Origin of the sequence: Halomonas sp., from assembly GCF_052095695.1 — a bacterium.
Lineage (GTDB): Bacteria > Pseudomonadota > Gammaproteobacteria > Pseudomonadales > Halomonadaceae > Vreelandella.
The window spans coordinates 78101-96114 of sequence record NZ_JBQDLQ010000002.1; the positions used below are offsets into that span (position 1 = coordinate 78101).

The 18014-nt window shown below is 54.4% G+C and carries 19 protein-coding genes; 13 read left to right on the top strand and 6 right to left on the bottom strand.

The window, feature by feature from the left end; all coding sequences use genetic code 11:
* The first annotated feature begins 18 nt into the window (after nucleotides 1-18).
* A complete protein-coding gene (locus ACTH5D_RS00885) occupies nucleotides 19-747 on the top strand; it encodes an amino acid ABC transporter ATP-binding protein (protein ID WP_096282239.1) in 729 nt (242 codons plus the stop codon).
* A 42-nt stretch (nucleotides 748-789) separates the two neighbouring features.
* Here ACTH5D_RS00885 and ACTH5D_RS00890 read toward each other — a convergent pair whose 3' ends face one another.
* Complete coding sequence (locus tag ACTH5D_RS00890) at nucleotides 790-1389, bottom strand: histidine phosphatase family protein (RefSeq protein WP_441667776.1); 600 nt, start codon at nucleotides 1387-1389, stop codon at nucleotides 790-792.
* Between the two features lie 242 nt (nucleotides 1390-1631).
* On the opposite strand from ACTH5D_RS00890, the gene phnD reads away from it, so the two are divergent.
* The 5 genes from phnD (at nucleotide 1632) to ACTH5D_RS00915 (ending at nucleotide 5590) form a co-directional block, all read left to right on the top strand.
* Entirely contained in the window at nucleotides 1632-2624 is a 993-nt protein-coding gene (gene phnD, locus ACTH5D_RS00895) for a phosphate/phosphite/phosphonate ABC transporter substrate-binding protein (protein WP_441667777.1), read from the top strand.
* 57 nt (nucleotides 2625-2681) lie between these two features.
* Nucleotides 2682-3479 (top strand): phosphonate ABC transporter ATP-binding protein, encoded by a 798-nt coding sequence (gene phnC / locus ACTH5D_RS00900; RefSeq protein ID WP_441667778.1) that lies wholly within the window; start codon nucleotides 2682-2684, stop codon nucleotides 3477-3479.
* On the top strand, nucleotides 3466-4278 hold the full coding sequence (gene phnE, locus ACTH5D_RS00905) for a phosphonate ABC transporter, permease protein PhnE (protein ID WP_441667779.1): 813 nt from the start codon (nucleotides 3466-3468) through the stop codon (nucleotides 4276-4278). The genes phnC and phnE (ACTH5D_RS00905) overlap by 14 nt, the downstream gene beginning before the upstream one ends.
* Nucleotides 4272-5081, top strand: coding sequence for a phosphonate ABC transporter, permease protein PhnE (phnE, locus tag ACTH5D_RS00910; RefSeq protein ID WP_441667780.1), 810 nt, complete (start codon nucleotides 4272-4274; stop codon nucleotides 5079-5081). The genes phnE (ACTH5D_RS00905) and phnE (ACTH5D_RS00910) overlap by 7 nt, the downstream gene beginning before the upstream one ends.
* An 80-nt stretch (nucleotides 5082-5161) precedes the next feature.
* On the top strand, nucleotides 5162-5590 hold the full coding sequence (locus ACTH5D_RS00915) for a host attachment protein (protein WP_441667781.1): 429 nt from the start codon (nucleotides 5162-5164) through the stop codon (nucleotides 5588-5590).
* Nucleotides 5591-5618: 28 nt separating this feature from the next.
* Here the strand turns inward: ACTH5D_RS00915 and ACTH5D_RS00920 are convergent, their stop codons facing one another.
* Nucleotides 5619-6545: a LysR family transcriptional regulator gene (locus tag ACTH5D_RS00920; protein WP_096277146.1), complete on the bottom strand. Its 927-nt coding sequence runs from the start codon at nucleotides 6543-6545 to the stop codon at nucleotides 5619-5621.
* Between the two features lie 166 nt (nucleotides 6546-6711).
* Between ACTH5D_RS00920 and ACTH5D_RS00925 the strand changes: the two genes are divergently transcribed.
* Entirely contained in the window at nucleotides 6712-7488 is a 777-nt protein-coding gene (locus ACTH5D_RS00925) for a ferredoxin--NADP reductase (RefSeq protein WP_441667782.1), read from the top strand.
* Nucleotides 7489-7638: 150 nt separating this feature from the next.
* Here ACTH5D_RS00925 and glnK read toward each other — a convergent pair whose 3' ends face one another.
* The 3 genes from glnK to ACTH5D_RS00940 all read right to left on the bottom strand — a co-directional run bounded on the left by glnK (nucleotide 7639) and on the right by ACTH5D_RS00940 (nucleotide 9790).
* Nucleotides 7639-7977, bottom strand: coding sequence for a P-II family nitrogen regulator (gene glnK / locus ACTH5D_RS00930; RefSeq protein ID WP_096277142.1), 339 nt, complete (start codon nucleotides 7975-7977; stop codon nucleotides 7639-7641).
* Nucleotides 7978-8159: 182 nt separating this feature from the next.
* Nucleotides 8160-9407 (bottom strand): ammonium transporter, encoded by a 1248-nt coding sequence (locus tag ACTH5D_RS00935; RefSeq protein ID WP_441667783.1) that lies wholly within the window; start codon nucleotides 9405-9407, stop codon nucleotides 8160-8162.
* A 44-nt stretch (nucleotides 9408-9451) separates the two neighbouring features.
* Nucleotides 9452-9790: a P-II family nitrogen regulator gene (locus ACTH5D_RS00940; RefSeq protein WP_096277138.1), complete on the bottom strand. Its 339-nt coding sequence runs from the start codon at nucleotides 9788-9790 to the stop codon at nucleotides 9452-9454.
* Between the two features lie 347 nt (nucleotides 9791-10137).
* On the opposite strand from ACTH5D_RS00940, the gene ACTH5D_RS00945 reads away from it, so the two are divergent.
* The 5 genes from ACTH5D_RS00945 to ACTH5D_RS00965 all read left to right on the top strand — a co-directional run bounded on the left by ACTH5D_RS00945 (nucleotide 10138) and on the right by ACTH5D_RS00965 (nucleotide 14881).
* Nucleotides 10138-10482 (top strand): accessory factor UbiK family protein, encoded by a 345-nt coding sequence (locus ACTH5D_RS00945; protein WP_441667784.1) that lies wholly within the window; start codon nucleotides 10138-10140, stop codon nucleotides 10480-10482.
* Nucleotides 10483-10681: 199 nt separating this feature from the next.
* Complete coding sequence (locus ACTH5D_RS00950) at nucleotides 10682-11596, top strand: helix-turn-helix transcriptional regulator (protein ID WP_441667785.1); 915 nt, start codon at nucleotides 10682-10684, stop codon at nucleotides 11594-11596.
* Between the two features lie 173 nt (nucleotides 11597-11769).
* Complete coding sequence (locus tag ACTH5D_RS00955) at nucleotides 11770-11934, top strand: hypothetical protein (RefSeq protein ID WP_441667795.1); 165 nt, start codon at nucleotides 11770-11772, stop codon at nucleotides 11932-11934.
* Entirely contained in the window at nucleotides 11867-13876 is a 2010-nt protein-coding gene (locus ACTH5D_RS00960) for a TonB-dependent siderophore receptor (RefSeq protein WP_441667786.1), read from the top strand. The genes ACTH5D_RS00955 and ACTH5D_RS00960 overlap by 68 nt, the downstream gene beginning before the upstream one ends.
* A 129-nt stretch (nucleotides 13877-14005) precedes the next feature.
* Complete coding sequence (locus tag ACTH5D_RS00965; protein ID WP_441667787.1) at nucleotides 14006-14881, top strand: ABC transporter substrate-binding protein; 876 nt, start codon at nucleotides 14006-14008, stop codon at nucleotides 14879-14881.
* Between the two features lie 22 nt (nucleotides 14882-14903).
* On the opposite strand, the gene ACTH5D_RS00970 is transcribed toward ACTH5D_RS00965, so the two are convergent.
* Nucleotides 14904-16967, bottom strand: a complete 2064-nt coding sequence (locus ACTH5D_RS00970) for a TonB-dependent siderophore receptor (RefSeq protein ID WP_441667788.1) — start codon at nucleotides 16965-16967, stop codon at nucleotides 14904-14906.
* Nucleotides 16968-17164: 197 nt separating this feature from the next.
* On the opposite strand from ACTH5D_RS00970, the gene ACTH5D_RS00975 reads away from it, so the two are divergent.
* Nucleotides 17165-18014: YifB family Mg chelatase-like AAA ATPase (locus ACTH5D_RS00975; RefSeq protein ID WP_441667789.1), on the top strand; the 850-nt coding region annotated here is incomplete at its 3' end.

Genomic DNA, 18014 nt, shown 5'->3' on the forward strand with positions numbered 1-18014 from the left:
ATCAACGCTTCTGACCTGATGGTCGAGATGCGCAACGTCAACAAGTGGTACGGCGATTTCCACGTACTGCGTGATATCTATCTGGAAGTAAAGCGTGGCGAGCGGATCGTGGTCTGCGGCCCCTCGGGCTCGGGTAAATCAACGTTAATTCGCTGCATCAACCATCTTGAAGAGCATCAAAAGGGTGAAATCGTGGTGGGCGGCATACCGCTGACCCAGGATGTGAAACGCATTGAGCAGATTCGCCGCAGTGTCGGCATGGTGTTTCAGCACTTCAACCTGTTTCCTCACTTAACGGTGCTGGAAAACTGCTGTATCGCGCCAATGTGGGTGCAAAAGAAGCCCCGCAAAGAGGCCGAAGCGCTAGCCATGGAGTATCTGGAACGGGTGCGCATTGCCGAGCAGGCCACTAAGTATCCGGGGCAGCTTTCAGGCGGCCAGCAGCAGCGTGTGGCGATTGCCCGCTCGCTGTGTATGCATCCCGACGTGATGCTGTTTGACGAGCCTACCTCTGCACTTGACCCTGAGATGATCAAGGAAGTACTCGACGTTATGGTCGAGCTTGCGGAAGAAGGCATGACCATGATCTGTGTTACTCACGAAATGGGCTTCGCCAAAAAAGTGGCTGACCGGGTGATCTTTATGGATCAAGGGCAAATTATAGAAGAGAACGCGCCTGAACCGTTCTTCAATAACCCGCAGTCAGAGCGGACCCAGCTGTTCTTAAGCCAGATCCTAGGCCACTAACCACTTGGCGACTATGCATGCTTTTTGACGCCTATATTTCGCTTACTTCTGCGCGCCTAGCGGCGTAATACTGGCTGGCATCAACGGCGTTTGCTGGCGATGCTGGCTCAGTGGCTTTTCAGCCAGGGCGGTCAATAGGATTTGCAACGGATCACCGTGGCTAACCAGCAAGATCGTTTCTCCGCTGACCTTTTGCTCCCACTCACGGATCACCGCCTGCATACGCCCGGCAACGCTGCTAACGGCTTCAACCTGATATTGTTGATGCTCGGCATCCTGAGCATCTAATGCCCATATACGGGGATAATGTTCGTCTCCCAGCCCATCTAACTCGCCGAAATGGCGTTCTCGTAAACGCGTATCCACGCTGAGGGCTAGTCCAAACGCAGCGGCCACGCGGGCAGCAGTCTGAGTAGTGCGCAGGAAATCAGAATGGATAACGCGCGTGGGCCTAGGCCACTGCCAGTCGACCACCACCTGGGCAAGCTGCTGCTCGCCATGTTCGGAAAGACCATAATCGGCTACCCCGCGCTCAGGCGCACTAATGATCAGCCCTTGCTGATTCGCCTGGCTATGTCCATGACGCATTAATAAATAGCGGTTACGCCAATGGTCTGAGAGTGACTGTAAAGTATTTGACATAAGTTCGTCTTAAACCCTAAATTGAAGGTGTCTGTTTTCGGAAATAACCATTCTTCGTGCAAAATGTCCACTTACGAAACGTAGTTTGCGTCGCCTCAAGTGAAAACCACGAAGATTACAAAGCGAAATAACTACTCAGTTTTCAAAGACACGCTGCATTCAAAGACGCATCAAGCAGTAAAAAGCAGCAAGGCTTTAATAAAACAGCAAGACACAAAAACAACGCACAAATGAGGCTCACTATGGCAACTTCGCTTTTCTGCAAGCGCCCGCTTGCAATGCTGACCGCGGCATCCCTGCTTCCGCTAGCCCTGCTGTCTACCCACGCCTATGCGGAATGTGAGCGTGGTGATTTAGACGCCATTTATTGTGATGAAAATGGTGATATGGTCGCCGACCTTCCCGCTGATGAGGCGGAGTGGGCCAATCCAGATACGCTGATTTTTGCCTACACGCCGGTCGAAGATCCCGCGATCTATACCGATATCTGGCAGCCGTTCATTGATCATCTAGCAGAGGTCACCGAGCGCGACGTACGCTTTTTCGCGGTGCAGTCTAACGCTGCCCAGGTAGAGGCTATGCGCAGCGGCCGGCTACACATCGCCGGCTTCTCCACAGGCCCCACGCCTTTTGCAGTTAACCTTGCTGGCGCCGTTCCCTTCGCGCTGATGGGATCAGATGACGGGCAGTTTGGCTACACGTTACAGCTGTTTACGCACGTGGACTCCGATATTCACGAGCTGGCAGATTTAAAAGGCAAGCGCGTCGCCCACACATCGCCAACGTCCAACTCGGGCAACTTAGCGCCCCGCGCACTGCTGCCCGAGCTTGGCATTACCCCGGATGAAGACTACGAAGTGGTCTATTCAGGAAGTCACGATCAGTCGATGCTCGGCGTTGTGGCGAAAGATTATGATGCCGCCCCCGTCGCCTCTGAAGTGGTTGATCGGATGGCCACACGTGGCCTCTACGATGCCGACGACGTGCGCCTGATCTACGAGTCTGACCGCTTCCCCACCACCTCCTATAACTACGCTTACAACCTAGATCCCGCTTTAGTCGAAAAAATAGAAGAAGCCTTTTTCACCTTTGACTTTACTGGCACCGAGCTTGGCGAAGAGTTCGAAGGCGTCGAGAAGTTTATTCCTATCAACTACAAAGACAACTGGCAGGTGATTCGCACCATCCAGGCAGCTAATAACGTGAGCTATACGCCCGAAAACCTGGAAGAGTAAAACGTAACGCACCGCTACTGGCGGTGCGGTTATTTTCTCGACGATGGAAGCGAACACATGCTGGAAATTACCAATCTGGTCAAACGTTATGGCCACGATGAAGCCGTACTTAAAGGGCTTGACCTAAAGGTAGAAGGAAACAGCGTTGTTTCTATTGTAGGCGCCTCAGGTGCAGGCAAAAGCACCATGCTGAGATGTATCAACGGTCTGGTCGAGCCGACCTCCGGCTCTATCAAACTCAACGGCACTGAGCTTGTAAATTTGAAAGGCGGTGATTTACGCCGCGCCCGACGCAAGATTGGCATGGTGTTCCAAGGCTTTAATCTTTTAGACCGCTTAACCGTGATGGAAAATGTGCTGGCCGGACGGCTAGGTTACGTCAATCTTTACCAGGCGATTTCGCGTCGCTATCCCAAGGAAGACATTGAACGCGCGTTTGTGCTGATGGAGCGCGTCGGTATTGCCCATTATGCCAATAAGCGGGCCGATGAGCTTTCTGGTGGCGAGCGCCAGCGGGTCGGCGTAGTACGTGCGCTTATGCAAGAGCCTGAAGTCCTGCTGGCCGATGAGCCCACGGCCTCATTGGACCCGCGCACGTCTGAGCAGATTATGATCTTGCTGCAAAGTTTGGCCAGCGAGCTCTCGCTGCCGGTGCTGATTAATATCCACAACGTTGCTCAGGCAAAAACCTACACCGAACGGATTGTCGGTTTACGCCACGGCAAAATGATTTTTGATGGCCTGCCCGCGGACTTCAATAAAGACGCCTTAGATGCCATCTACGGGGGCATTGAAGCGCCAGACGATGCAATCACGGATACGCCCGTCGAGGAGCGCTCCCATGACTCCGCCTGACGCCCATCCAACGACGCCACGCACGTGGAAAAAGCCACCGTTTATCGCTAACCCTCTGCTGCGCTACGGGCTAATCATTGTCGCAGCGGTGTACTTGGTGTGGGCCTTTGGCTCGCTACCGTTCAACTGGGCGCGTATTTCTGAAGGCCTACCCCGCGCTGCGCGTATATTTAGCGGCGGCTTTCCTCCTAATCTAGAGCGCTATGGGCTGCTCATTACGGGGTTTAAAGAGAGCTTTCAAATCGCTATTTTGGCCACCCTGCTGGGGGTTTTTCTGTCGATTCCCTTTGCGGTGATGGCCGCACGCAATATCGCCCCGATGCCTATTTATATCATCGGAAGAGCGGTGATTATTATATCGCGCAGTTTTCACCCGGTGATTGTGGCGATCCTCTTTGTGGCCGCCGTTGGGTTTGGCCCGCTGGCAGGTATTCTCACGCTAACCCTCTACTCGATTGGCTTTGTGGGCAAACTGCTCGCTGAGGAAATCGAAGAAATAGACTGGGGCCAAGTGGAAGCCATGAAGGCCGCCGGGGCAGGCTATGTAGCCATTCTGCTCTATGCGGTATTTCCACAGATTCTGCCGCGCCAAGTGGGCCTTTCGATGTACCAACTTGACAGCAACCTGCGTGCCTCAGCGGTCGTAGGGATTGTCGGCGCTGGCGGCATTGGGGGCACGCTGATGAATGCCTTTGGGCGCTACGACTACGATTTCGCCTTTGCGATTTTGCTCATTATCATCGCGGTCATTTTGCTCAGTGAAGGTGTCAGCGGCTGGGTAAGGAAAAAAATATGGTAGATCACGCACAGCAGCTTGCCGATCGCATTTGGCAACGCTATGACCGCAAACAGCGCCTTACTCGCTACGCCGTACTGCTCGCCACCGTCATGCTGGTGGTGTGGGCCGTGCGCGATATTGATATTTTCTGGCCCTGGGTATGGGACGCACCGAATCAAATCTCTAACCTGGGCGTGCGCATGTGGCCACCCAGTGCAGCGGGTTTCAACAGTATTATCGCAGCGCTGATCGAGACCGTGCACATCGCGACTCTGGCCACTTTCCTAACTATCTTTTTAGCACTACCGGTGGCTTTCATTGCCGCACAAAACACCACGCCAAATCGTGCATGCCTATGGTTGGGGCGTTTCATACTCGTCTCCAGCCGCTCGGTGAATACCATCATTTGGGCACTGCTGTTTGTGGCCATTTTTGGCCCCGGCGTGTTAGCGGGTATTCTCGCCATCGTGTTTCGCTCTATCGGTTTTATCGGCAAGTTGATGGGCGAAGCCATTGAGGAGATCGACCGCAAGCCGGTAGAAGCGATGGAAGCCACCGGCGCGTCCAAAGCCAAGGTGATTGCCTATGCAATTGTGCCGCAAGTCATGCCCGCCTTTTTTGCCATTGTAATACTGCGCTGGGACATCAACATCCGTGAATCGACGGTACTGGGGCTTGTTGGTGCGGGTGGCATCGGGGTTATTTTGCAGGGCGCTATTGATACTTTCGCTTGGCCAACCGTGGCGACGATATTGATTGCGATCATCGTGCTGGTGCTGATTGGTGAGGCCATTACCAGCCTTCTACGTAGCAAGGTGCTGTAGAAGATTGTGCAAGCGTTTGACCTATCGTCAAACGCTTGCCATGGTTAAAACACCATCAATGACCAGGAGGATGCACAGTGATGACAACCTATATTGTGGTAGCCGACGCCGCTCGCGCTCGTATCTTTACGCGTGATGCGCTGACGCTTGAAGAGAACGAAAGCCTGGTTCACGCACAAGGACGGCTGCACGAAGGGGATCTGGTCACCGATCGGCGCGGCGACATGCACGACGCTACGTCCACCACGTCGCGCTCAGCTGGAGAAGAAGGTTCGGCCTCCAAACATGAAAACGAGCTCTTTGCGAAAGAGGTTGCCAATCGCCTTTATAACGCCCGTGTGGATAACCACATGGAGAAGCTCATCATGGTGGCACCACCCAAGTTTCTAGGCCTACTGCGCGAAAAAATCGACGGCCCCACTCAGAAGCTAGTCATTCACTCGCTCTCGAAAGATCTTAGTAAAGCATCACTTGAAGATATCCAGGCTGCCGTCAGCGATTTACGTTAAGCGAACAGTTAAGCAATCATCTAAACGACTAAGGAATCGGCGGCAGCGAGATATCGTCGCTGCGCTTGGCGCCGGCCGTCATCTCACGGCAGAGGCGCAGAAACTCGCGCACGCCCGTCGTGAGGTATTTATGCCGGTGCCAGATAAACGTGAATTGGCGCTTTAGATCCAACTCCGGCGTGGGCAGTGGTACTAAGCTGCCGCGCCTAAAGGCATCGCGCAGCGCCAGGCGCGAAACGCAGCCAATGCCTAAACCCGACTCCACGGCACGCTTAATGCCCTCAGTATGTTCAAGTTCCAACAGGGTATTGAACCGGCTGCGCCGGTGGCGGGCGGCGTGCTCGAGTGTCATACGCGTGCCGGAGCCCTCTTCACGCATGATCCAGTCCTCACGCAACAGCTGCTCAAGCTCCAGATGCTCCAGGCCTGCCAGCGGGTGGCGCGGCGAGCAAAAGACACACAGCTCGTCTTCTACCCACGGCTGGCTAATGATCATGTCATCGTCGCACTGCCCCTCAATCAGCCCTAAATCCAGCGAGTGCTGACGCACGCCTTCGATAATATGGCGGGTATTGCGCACCGCCAGGCGCACGCGGCTGCCGGGATGACGCTGCATAAAGTCGCTGATTAAAAGAGTGGCCAAATAGTTACCTATCGTCAGCGTAGCCCCCACATCCAGCGACCCCACGCCCTGCTGCCCGCGTAGCAGCTCTTCTATCTCTTCCCCGCGGTCTAGCAACGCGACGGCTTTGGGCAATAGTTGAAACCCCAAGGCGTTTAGCTTTAAGCGCTTACCCACTCGGTCCAGCAGTTGGCAGTCAAACTGGCGCTCAAGCTCAGCCAGCGATGTACTGGTCGCTGACTGCGACATCACGAGTGCCCGCGCCGCCTGAGAAACGCTTTCATGCTGAGCTACCGCCACAAACACTTCCAATTGACGCAGGGTGTAGTGCATAAATTCGGCCTATATCTATTTTACAGATAAGAGTTATCAATATAATTCGATTAACAGATATATCACTATTCACTTAGAATTACCGGCAACATATTTAATCATTTTTATTCTTTTAAAGAATAACGCTGCGGCAGTTGAGTCACCGCATCGGTTAATGGAGATTCGCATGAGCAAGTTTGCCCTAGAAGAAGTCCTCAGCGTTCACCACTGGAACGACACGCTATTTAGTTTTCGCACCACGCGTGAACGCAGCCTTCGCTTCAAAACGGGTCAGTTTGTAATGATCGGCCTGGAAGTCAACGGCAAGCCGTTAATGCGTGCTTACTCGATTGCCAGCCCCAACTATGAAGACCACCTAGAGTTCTTCAGTATCAAGGTGCCCGATGGCCCGTTAACGTCACGCTTGCAGCACTTACAAGTGGGCGACCAGATTATGGTTAGCCGCAAGCCCACTGGCACGCTGGTCTGCGACGATCTGCTGCCGGGCCGCAATCTGTATATGCTGTCTACCGGTACGGGCCTTGCGCCCTTTATGAGCCTGATTCAAGACCCTGAAGTTTACGAGCGCTATGAAAAAGTGGTGCTGATCCACGGCGTGCGTGAAGTCTCTGAATTAGCCTATGCTGACTTCATCACCAAAGAGCTGCCGTCCCACGAGTATCTGGGCGAGGATATTGCTAAAAAGCTGGTTTACTACCCCACCGTCACCCGTGAAGAGTTTCACACCATGGGACGCCTGACCGACCACATCCGTTCGGGCAAGCTGTTTGCAGATACCGGCCTGCCGCCCATTGATCCGCGTCAAGACCGCGCGATGATCTGCGGCAGTCCTGCGATGCTAGACGACACCAGTGCCTTACTTGATGAGCTGGGGCTGAATATTTCGCCGCGCATGGGCGAACCCGGCGACTACGTGATTGAGCGTGCATTCGTCGAGAAGTGAGGCGTGAATCGTAATGAGTGAGTGGTGAATAGGAAAAAGTTGGGCCGCTAGAATGATCGCATCACTCATACAAAGCCCCTGCTGGAGATGCTCCACAGGGGCTTTGTGCTACTTACTACCTATCACTTACAATTTACAACTCACCAGCGTTTAAACTGCGTCTTTGCCCGTTTCACCGGTACGAATGCGAATGACCTGCTCTAGCGGCATGACGAAGATTTTCCCATCACCAATTTTACCCGTATTAGCAACCTGAGTGATGGCATCAATGACCTGTTCCGCCATATCGTCGTCTACCGCTACTTCCAGCTTCACTTTAGGTAGGAAGTCCACCACATACTCAGCGCCGCGATAAAGCTCGGTGTGGCCCTTCTGACGACCAAAGCCCTTAACTTCCGTCACCGTAATGCCCTGTACGCCGATCTCGGAGAGAGACTCGCGCACGTCGTCTAACTTAAATGGCTTGATAATAGCTGTGATCAATTTCATTACGAGAATCCTCTCTAACTAGGTGGCCGTGATGGGCTTTGCTGTGCGGCGGCGGATGGCCCGCTAACGACCAGCATACACCGCTATGGGAGGAGAATAAAAAAGCCTCCCCAAAAGGGGAGGCCATGAGAACAACACTTGCTCATTTAGGCGCCTTGGAATTACTTTTTGGCGCCACCTCATTATTTTTTAACACTAAACTCTGGGTAAGCTTCGAGACCACACTCAGCGATATCGACACCCTCATACTCTTCTTCTTCACTAACGCGCACGCCCATGATCGCTTTGAGAATCAGCCATACCACCAGGCTAGCAAGAAAGACCCAAGCAAAGATGCCCACAATGCCAATGATCTGAGCACCAAAGGTTGCATCGGCGTTGTTCAGTGGCACTGCTAACACGCCCCAGATACCGACCACACCATGAACCGAGATAGCGCCGACAGGATCATCCAGCTTCAGCTTGTCCAGCGTCACGATGGCAGCGACAACGATGATGCCGCCTATCGCGCCAATCATCGCCGCGCTCAAAGCAGAAGGAGAAAGCGGATCGGCAGTAATCGCCACAAGGCCCGCCAATGCACCGTTCAACGCCATGGTGAGGTCCGCTTTACGGAACCACAGTTTAGCCAGAATAAGCGCGGCAATGACGCCACCCGCAGCGGCCGCATTCGTGTTGACGAACACCTGTGCCACGTTGTTAGCGGAACCGATATCCGACACTTTCAGCTCTGAGCCACCGTTAAAGCCAAACCAGCCCATCCACAGAATCAGTGTGCCTAGCGCCGCCAGCGGCATGTTGGCACCGGGAATAGCATGAATCGAACCATCTTTACCGTACTTACCTTTACGTGGTCCTAGCACCAATACACCGGCCAGCGCAGCGGAAGCCCCTGCCATGTGCACAATGCCCGAACCGGCATAGTCAGAGTAGCCCGCTTCAGCCAACCAACCACCGCCCCATGTCCAGTAGCCAGATACTGGATAGATCACCGCGGTCATGACAACCGCAAAGGCTAGGAATACCCACAGTTTCATGCGCTCAGCCACCGCACCAGACACAATCGACATGGCCGTTGCGACAAACACAACCTGGAAGAAGAAGTCGGCTCGCATGGAGTAATACGGTGCATCGTCGCCACCTGCGGTGACGGCATCAACGCTGTTTTCGGCACCAATCAAGAAGCCCAGGTTTGGCAGGAAGCCACCGGCTGAGCTTGAGTACATGATGAAGTAGCCAACCAGCAGGTACATGGTGCAGGCAATAGCAAACAGCGCGATGTTTTTGGTTAGAATTTCTGCCGTGTTTTTCGAACGCACCATGCCCGCTTCAAGCATGGAGAAACCAGCGGCCATCCACATAACGAGCACGCCGCAAATTAAGAAGTAAAATGTATCGAGTGCGTAGCTAAGATCAGCCAATTCATTCATTGTTAGTTCCCCGTTGAACTAAAAAAGGACCCTGTGAGTGCGGTTTAAACGGCGTCTGCGCCGCGTTCACCGGTACGAATACGGATCACGTCTTCTAGCGGCGTCACAAAGACTTTGCCGTCGCCAATCTTGCCGCTGTTAGCAGCGTTACAGATCGCATCCAGCACGCCCTCTAAGCGATCATCGTCTACAGCCACTTCCACTTTCACTTTAGGTAGAAAGTCGACCACATACTCGGCACCGCGATACAGCTCGGTATGACCTTTCTGACGGCCAAAGCCTTTTACTTCGGTAACGGTAATGCCCTGCACGCCGTTATCGGCGAGTGCTTCACGGACGTCGTCGAGCTTGAATGGCTTGATGATAGCGGTGATGAGTTTCATCCCGGATCTCCCCTGCTGGATAAGTCCTGCTAGATTAGTAGCGGCGCAGCCGCCAGAATAAGCACCTGAACCGTTAATGCGCATACTGTGCCAGCTGACTTTTTTTTATTTACAATCAGGCAATTAACGCAATAAACGATGGTTTTAAATGACCGATTTTGCGTAAAACCATTACCACAACAGACCTGACGCACCAAAAAAGAGCGTAAGCAAACGTTGCCTGCCCTATTTAGATGCAAATCACCTACAAGACAGTAAACGCACGCGGCACATGCGAATTCGCCCACTGTTGCGTATCCTTACCAGTAAGCAATTACCTTTTATGTATGACTCATTAGGAGAGAGCCATGGTGCCTCAAGACCGTATTAGCCGACTGGCCCAGCAGATTGGCGACCGCTTACAGAGCGCATCTCAAGCGCCGGAAGATATTCAAAAAGGCGTACAGCAAGTGGTTCGCAGTGCTTTTGATCGCCTTGAGCTGGTCTCACGCGAAGATTTCGATATTTTGATGGATGTCGTGCAGCGCACACGAACGCGCGTCGAAGCGCTGGAACGTCAGGTGGCAAACTTGGAAGCGGTGATTGAAACGCAACAGGCTGCAGCGCCGTCACCCACGGCGCCTGCACAAGCGTCAGAACATTCTCCACAAGACGCGGCGGCCGTGAAAAAGCCTGCCGCTGGCGACGCGTAACACGACGATAAGTAATCCGTTGAGCGGCGGCCTGATGGCCGCCGCACAGCTCAACAACAGCAGAAGCTAGTAACATCTGCTAATCTCTAATAATGAGAATATCTATCATTGAGTTTTAGGCTGCCAATGATTACGATCACCGCTAATAACGGTCTGTTCTCTGGATACTTCATTCAACGCTCCCTCATTGTAAGCACCGATGCCAACTCTCACATCGTTAACCCCGGCCACGCTTAGCCAGCTGGGGCATAAATTCGGCATCGATTACTTACACCCAGGGGAGGCGCCTGACTGCCCGCTTGCACACGGCAGCGTTAGCGATTTATCGCTGCCTCCTGCGCTGCACCTCACACTGTCGGATCTTGAGGTTCGTCATCGCTATCTCTCGCGCTCAACTCAGTCCGTGCCATGGTTTATGTGTGTGGTTATGGATGGCCGTATTAATATCAGTCAAGGCCAGACACAATTCACTATCGGTGCCAGCCAAGGGCTGTGCGCGCATTTCACTCCGCAGGCACCGCTGCTTGTCGAACAGCCCGCTCAGGTGCGGCTGCGCACGCTGAACATTGCCGTTCTGGCAACCGCTCCCTATGCGCTACCAAGCGCACATGAGCCACAGCTGCGCACCTGGACACTGCCACCGGCGCTCTTTACACAGCTACTTTCCACAAGCGAACACCCGCTGGACGACTGGCGCCAGTCGCTGCTCTGGCATGGCCTTTCGCTACAGCTACTTGGCTATGGGCTACCCACGCCGCCGCCCTTCAGTTTCCCACTGCCCCCCGGTTTTAAAGCGCGTGAGAACGAGCGACTCGCCCAGCTGCATGAAACCCTGTGCAACCACCCGATGGCCGAGTACTCACTTAAAGCACTGGCCCGCAGCATGGCCATGAGTCAGAGCAGCCTGCGCCAAAAATTTCGCGACCGATACGGCTGCACCATCTTTGATCATTTACGCCAATGCCGCCTGCAAGAGGCCTATCGCCAATTAGAAAACGATTACAGCGTCCAACAGGTCGCCCACGCCTGCGGATATTGCCACGCCACTAACTTTGCGACCGCATTCAAGCGGCAGTTTGGTATCGCCCCAACGGCGGTTATAAGCCGCTGCTAATGGTTTTCCCTACCCGCAATGTGGGTATCTTTGCGCAGCAAGTTCCTTCGCATCCCGCTTTTTTGTCATATCCAATAGCTTCTTTGTCATCGCGCATACCTTTCCCCTGCAATTAAGCGCAATAATTCTCATTAACATATTAGTTAATTGTTTCTCCTTGCAGGTACACCGTCATGCCCTTAGCGTCTCGCCGCTCCCCACACGCTCCACTGTTCTTCTGCTCACCGCTAAGTGCCGCCGCTCTTGCCGTACTCAGCGTCACCCCCGCGATTGCACAAGAGGCAACACCGCTTCACGGCACAGCAAGCCGCGACAAAAGTAGCAACGCCGTTTATTGAGACGCCGCAAAGCGTTTCCACGATTACCCGTGAGCAAATGGATAATCGCGGGGTAAGCACAGTGCAACGGGCCACAGACTACACGCCAGGCGTGTACTCCAACCAAGTGGGCGCGTCCAATCGCTTTGACTATCTGGTGCTACGCGGCTTTTCTGATGGCAGTTTAAGCAATACGTTTTTAGACGGCCTAAAAGTCATGGGCGATGCCAACTCGCACAGCAGTATGCGCATCGACCCGTGGTTTTTGGAAAGTATTGAGGTGGTGCGCGGCCCCGCATCAGTACTTTACGGGCGCGCCTCACCCGGCGGCGTGGTGGCCTTGAACAGCAAACGGCCCGAATTTGAACAAGGCGGTGAGCTGCGCTTTAGAGTGGGTAATAACAACCAGCGCAGCGCGGCGTTTGATGTCACCGGACCTATTGGCGCTGAGCAACGCGTAGCATTCCGCTTAACCGGTATTGCCAGCGCTGCTGATACTCAATTTGGTCCAACGGAAGAGCAGCGCTACGCTATTGCGCCTCGGCTAACCTGGGACATCACCGACGATACTAGCCTGACTGTCGAAGCCTACCTTCAGGACGAACCCGAAGGCGGCTATCACTCTGGCATTCCCTATGAGGGCGCAGTGGTGCCGCGCAACGGGCGTAAAATCAGCAATAACTTCTATGACGGCGAAGCAGACTACGATGCCTACGAGCGTACTCAGCGAATGGTCGGCTACTCGCTAGAACACCACTTCAACGATCAAGTGACGGGCCGCCAGATGTTGCGCTATCTCAACTCTGACGTCGTGCTTAACCAAGCCTATGGCTTTGGCTGGACCACGCAGACCTCCAACGAACTGAATCGCTATTACTCCGGCAGCAACGAGTCTCTTGAAGCGCTGACAGTGGATAACCAGCTGGAAGCACGCCTCAGCAGCGGCTTTATCGATCACACACTGCTCTTCGGGGTCGATTATCAGCAGCGCGAAAATGACGTTTCATGGCCATCCGGCTCGTTCCCTTCCCTGAATGCGTTCGAGCCAATCTACGGTAGCGACCCGCTCGCGTTTTACGACCCGATTCGTGAGCAGCACAAGCTCGAACAAACCGGGGTTTATTTACAGGATCAGATCGCCGTCGATAACTGGCGCTTCACGCTGGGCGGGCGCTACGACTGGGTTAGCATTGATAACACCAACCTCGATACCGACGATACGAGTTCACTCAGTGACACGCAGTTTAGCGGCCGTGCCGGCGCCGTTTATCTATTCGATAATGGCGTGGCCCCTTATTTGAGTTACTCCACTGCGTTCACTCCGACCAGTTTCGTCGATGAAAGCGGCAATTTACTCTCTCCCATGGAAGGCGAGCAGTGGGAAACCGGGGTGAAATACCAGCCCAACGGTAGCGCCAACCAGTACAGCGCGGCCATTTTCCATATCACTCAGGAAAACGTAGCCACTAAAGAGCAGCCGAGCGACCCTTACCGCGCCGTGGGTGAAATTGAATCCCAAGGGCTTGAGCTGGAGGCACAAACGCAGCTCACCGATACGCTCTCGCTTCAGGCAGGTTATAGCTTCACCGACATCACCTACGCTAAAAGCGACGACGGCAACCAGGGTAACAACGCGATTTACTCACCGCGCCATCAAGTACAGGCATGGGCTCACTACGAAGCCAATGACGGTTGGCTAAACGGCGTCGATATGGGCGTTGGCGTGCGCCATTACGCAGACATCGCCGCCGATCGTGCCAACACTGAAATGGTACCGGACTATACGCTAGTCGATGCCTCCATCGGTTACGACCTAAGCCACGTAGGCGTTCCGGGCGTCGAAACACGCTTAAACATTAGTAACGTGTTGGATAAAGATTACGTCGCCTCGTGCAACTCGCTTGATTACTGCTACTTCGGCGCTGAGCGCGGAGTGACGGCTAGCGTTCACTACCGCTTCTAAGCCTCGCTATGCACAACCACACGCCCAGGCCAATAGGCCTGGGCGTTGCTGTGTCTGAATTAGGTTTGCAAACAATAAACATTATCGTTTAAATATATCGCTTATATTTCTGGATGGCCCTCCTCCCTCATGCGCCACACCCCCCTGCTCGTTTTATGTGCTCGCTGCGGACTGTTCGCCGTATACCTATTAACCGTTTCTACCGCGCATGCCCAGGTTGCCACGGTAGATTGGACCATTGCCGAAACGCTGCTGGCGATCAATGCACCTGTCAGCAGCATCGCCCAGCAGGATGACTACCACGCCTGGGTTGGCGAACCTCGCATTCCGGAAAGTGCTACCGATATGGGCCTGCGCACGCAGCCTAACCTGGAGCTTTTAGCCCAGCGGCCTCCCGAGCAGTTGCTGATTTCCCCCATGTTCACGAGCTTAGCGCCGCGCTTGGAGAAAATCGTACCGGTTACATCGCTGGCGCTCTATTCACCCGGCGCGGATACTTGGCAGGAAATGCAGGCGCTGACCCGCGAGCTGGGCGAAATAACCGACCGCGAAGCGGCGGCAGAGCAGTTAATCAATGACACTCGAACGCTGATGGCGTCGCTACGTCAGGCACGGCCAGATACCGCACCGCTGTTGATGGTGCAGTTCATGGATGCACGTCACGTGCGTGTCTTTGGGAAAAGCAGCTTATATAACGCCGTACTTGAGCAGCTAGCACTGCCCAATGCATGGGAGCAAACGACCAATGCTTGGGGATTTTCACTGGTGGGCGTTGAAGCGCTGGCGCACTATCCCGAGGCAACCATCGTGATCATCGATCCCTTACCCGCGGGAGTAGAGACAGAGCTTGCTAGCAGCGGTCTGTGGCAGCAGCTGCCTAACGTCAAAAACGCTAACCTGCTGCGTTTGCCGCCGGTATGGAGCTTTGGGGCGCTGCCATCGGCACAGCGCTTTGCTCGCGTGCTGACCGCTGCGTTGGAAGAATCTCATCGCAGCGGCCAGTAATACGATTCACGCGCTGAACGGCTTACCAGCGGTAGCTAACGCTGCCGATGACGCTGCGTGATTCACCGTAGTAGCACCAGAATTCGCAGCTCGCAACGTACTCTTTATCGGTCAGGTTATTGACGTTAATCTGTGCCTGCCAGCCATCGGCAAACTCGTAGCCGACCATGGCATCCACTAGCGTGTAGCTGCTCACATCGCTACTGCTGTTATCCGCATCGACACTACTGCCTACGTAGCGCACGCCGCCGCCCAGCGTTATGCCATCAAGCGCGCCCCCGGTCACCGCATAGTCCAACCAGGTGGATGCTTGATGACGTGGGATTAAGCTGGCACGGCGGTCATCTTCCAAACGTGAATCGTTATACGTGTACGCCGCGGTGACCTTCAGGTCATCCGTTACGTAGCCTACCCCTTCCAGCTCAAAGCCTTGGGACGTACGCTCGCCTTCCTGCACCTGAAAACCTGCCGGCGAGTTGACGAGCGTGTTGCTTTCTTGGAGATCAAAAACCGCCGCGGTGATATAGCCGTCCCAGCTAAACGGTGCGATCTTCACACCCACTTCCCACTGCCGGCCTTCGCGTGGCTCGTAGAGATCGCCGCTGCTATCGACGCGGCCTACCGGGTCAAACGACTCGGTATAGCTGACGTAAGGGTTAATGCCATTTTCACCCAGGTACATCGCACCACCCGACCACGATACCTGATCATCATCTGAGCGCTGCGTGGTATCGGCGGTTACATTGCGATTTTCCGTTTCCGCCTGATCATAGCGCACGCCGCCTAGCAGCACCCACCGGTCGTCTAAGCGCAGCTGGTTTTGCGCATAAAAACCGGTTTGCTCTTTGTCGATTTCACGGGTGAGCAGATCATCCTGACCAATGGGCGTGAAATTGCCGTACGTCGGGTTAAAAATATCGATCGGCTCACCGAACGCGTAGTCATCTGCTTCCTGCCCCTTTAAAGCGAGATTTTGATAATCAACGCCTAGCAGCAAGGTATTCTCGATGCGGTCCGTATACCAGGTGCCCACAACGCGGTTATCGACGGTCCAGCTGTCGATGTTGCCATCACGATACACATGCCCGCGGGAAGCACGCCGGTCATCTACCATCGAGAGTACATAGGTGCTGCGTAAATCTAGATCGAGCTCGCTGTAGCGCAAGTCTTGCTCAAAACCCCAGGTATCATTAAAGCTATGCCTCAACTCATAGCCTAGCCCCCACTGGGTACGTTTATCCTGATCGTAGCCCGGCTCGCTTAAATTAGTTTGTGGGTCAACGCGGCCAAAAGGCGTGTTTTGTACGGTGCCGTAAGGCAGTTTAAAGCCATTAACGGGGACACCGTCGTCTTTTTGCACGCTAGCCAAAAACGTCACGGTAGTGTCTTCGCTAACGTCCACCGCTAGGCTCGGTGCAAAGTAATAGCGCTCGTTGTCCGTCGCGTTTAAATCGCCATCGCGCTCCTTATATAGGCCCACCATGCGGTAACGTACGTTGTCGGACTCCCCCAGCGGCCCGCTGGTATCAATACCAATTTGACGATGGTTACGATTACCCAGCTGTAAATTCACCTGCCCCTGCGGCGTTTGCGTTGGGCGCTTACTCACCGCATTAATCAGCCCGCCGGGAGGCGCCTCACCGTACAGAATCGACGAAGGCCCTTTAAAGACATCCACTCGTTCCAGCCCAAACGGCTCAGGCAGCCACTGATAAAAGCCTTCGCGATAGATGCGCAAGCCATCTTGATACGTCGATTGATCAAAGCCACGCACCTTGAGCCAGTCAGTATTGTTATCACTGCCGTAGTGGCCTGCTAACACACCTGCACGGTAACGAAAGGTTTCATCTAACTGCTGCACGTTGCGCGCTTCTAACTCTTCGCGGTCAACGCTTGAAACAGGGCGAGGCGTTTCAACCAACGGTGCATCTACTTTCAGCGCCGTGCCCACCACGACCATCGTGCCATTGTTAGCCGTGCCATCCTGGGCGCTAGCGGTAGAGCATAATAAAATGGCGGTGACGGGTATCAACGCAGCAGCAATAGAGCACGCCAAAGGACGGCGGATGAACGGCAGAGCGGGCATAGTCGGCAAACTCATTATGAGGTTAGAGGAAAGCAGCAACGTCAGTATAGTAAAGATCATGATAATCGTTGTTATTTGTATTAATCATACCGCTTTGGCCGGCCCGCTATCAACGTCCTCTTAAATACGGTAGTTTAACGCTTAGAGTAAAGTTTGCTTAGAAATTACTAGGATTCAGATATTAGCGAGGAAAGGCGATGACGCTAGCCATTGTGGCCACGCGCGCAGGCGTGGGCTTAGACGCACCAGCAGTGCATGTGGAAGTACACTTAGCTAACGGCTTGCCTGGATTGACACTCGTCGGCCTTCCAGAAACTGCCGTCAAAGAAAGCCGCGAGCGGGTGCGCAGTGCCTTGGTCAACGCAGGCTTTGATTTTCCCAATACGCGGCGAATTACCCTCAACCTCGCACCTGCCGATCTTCCCAAAGAAGGCGGCCGCTTTGATCTGCCCATCGCGCTCGGGATTCTCGCCGCCTCGGGGCAGCTTCCGGTTGAAGCATTAGAAGGCATGGAATGTGCGGGCGAGCTGGCCCTAGACGGCAAGCTGCGCGCAGTGCCCGGAATACTGCCCTTTGCGCTGGCTGCACGGCGAGCAAAAAAAGCGCTGATTGTGCCTCGCGACTGCGCCGATGAAGCCGCGCTGGCGGGCGATCTACCGGTGCTACCCGCCGATACGCTTTGGCAGGTCGTCGCTCACCTGCTTGATCAGGAGAAGATTCCATCGCATAGGCTCAGCGCCTCAGTGAAAGAGGCGGCACCGGTGGATGACCTTGCCGATGTGCGCGGCCAGCAGCAGGCGCGGCGCGCGTTAGAAATCGCCGCAGCGGGTGGCCACAACCTACTCTTTGCCGGCCCACCGGGCACGGGTAAAACCATGCTGGCCAGCCGCTTACCGGGCATTTTGCCACCGCTTTCTGAAGAAAATGCCTTAGAAGTCGCCGCTGTGCGTTCGGTCTGCGGCCTGCCCTTAGAAGCCGACTGGGGCAAAAGACCGTTCCGTCAGCCCCATCACAGTGCCAGTGCCGCAGCGCTGGTCGGGGGCGGCT

Bases quoted from the DNA above. Each gene is read 5' to 3' on its own strand.
- ACTH5D_RS00920 (WP_096277146.1), bottom strand. From the start codon at position 6,545: ATGCACTACACCCTGCGTCAATTGGAAGTGTTTGTGGCGGTAGCTCAG.
- ACTH5D_RS00955 (WP_441667795.1), top strand. From the start codon at position 11,770: ATGCCCTTAGCGTCTCGCCGCTCCCCACACGCTCCACTGTTCTTCTGC.
- ACTH5D_RS00925 (WP_441667782.1), top strand. From the start codon at position 6,712: ATGAGCAAGTTTGCCCTAGAAGAAGTCCTCAGCGTTCACCACTGGAAC.
- ACTH5D_RS00945 (WP_441667784.1), top strand. From the start codon at position 10,138: ATGGTGCCTCAAGACCGTATTAGCCGACTGGCCCAGCAGATTGGCGAC.
- phnC (WP_441667778.1), top strand. From the start codon at position 2,682: ATGCTGGAAATTACCAATCTGGTCAAACGTTATGGCCACGATGAAGCC.
- ACTH5D_RS00935 (WP_441667783.1), bottom strand. From the start codon at position 9,407: ATGAATGAATTGGCTGATCTTAGCTACGCACTCGATACATTTTACTTC.
- ACTH5D_RS00885 (WP_096282239.1), top strand. From the start codon at position 19: ATGGTCGAGATGCGCAACGTCAACAAGTGGTACGGCGATTTCCACGTA.
- ACTH5D_RS00890 (WP_441667776.1), bottom strand. From the start codon at position 1,389: ATGTCAAATACTTTACAGTCACTCTCAGACCATTGGCGTAACCGCTAT.
- ACTH5D_RS00940 (WP_096277138.1), bottom strand. From the start codon at position 9,790: ATGAAACTCATCACCGCTATCATCAAGCCATTCAAGCTCGACGACGTC.
- phnE (WP_441667780.1), top strand. From the start codon at position 4,272: ATGGTAGATCACGCACAGCAGCTTGCCGATCGCATTTGGCAACGCTAT.
- glnK (WP_096277142.1), bottom strand. From the start codon at position 7,977: ATGAAATTGATCACAGCTATTATCAAGCCATTTAAGTTAGACGACGTG.
- ACTH5D_RS00950 (WP_441667785.1), top strand. From the start codon at position 10,682: ATGCCAACTCTCACATCGTTAACCCCGGCCACGCTTAGCCAGCTGGGG.
- phnE (WP_441667779.1), top strand. From the start codon at position 3,466: ATGACTCCGCCTGACGCCCATCCAACGACGCCACGCACGTGGAAAAAG.
- ACTH5D_RS00915 (WP_441667781.1), top strand. From the start codon at position 5,162: ATGACAACCTATATTGTGGTAGCCGACGCCGCTCGCGCTCGTATCTTT.
- ACTH5D_RS00965 (WP_441667787.1), top strand. From the start codon at position 14,006: ATGCGCCACACCCCCCTGCTCGTTTTATGTGCTCGCTGCGGACTGTTC.
- ACTH5D_RS00970 (WP_441667788.1), bottom strand. From the start codon at position 16,967: ATGCCCGCTCTGCCGTTCATCCGCCGTCCTTTGGCGTGCTCTATTGCT.
- phnD (WP_441667777.1), top strand. From the start codon at position 1,632: ATGGCAACTTCGCTTTTCTGCAAGCGCCCGCTTGCAATGCTGACCGCG.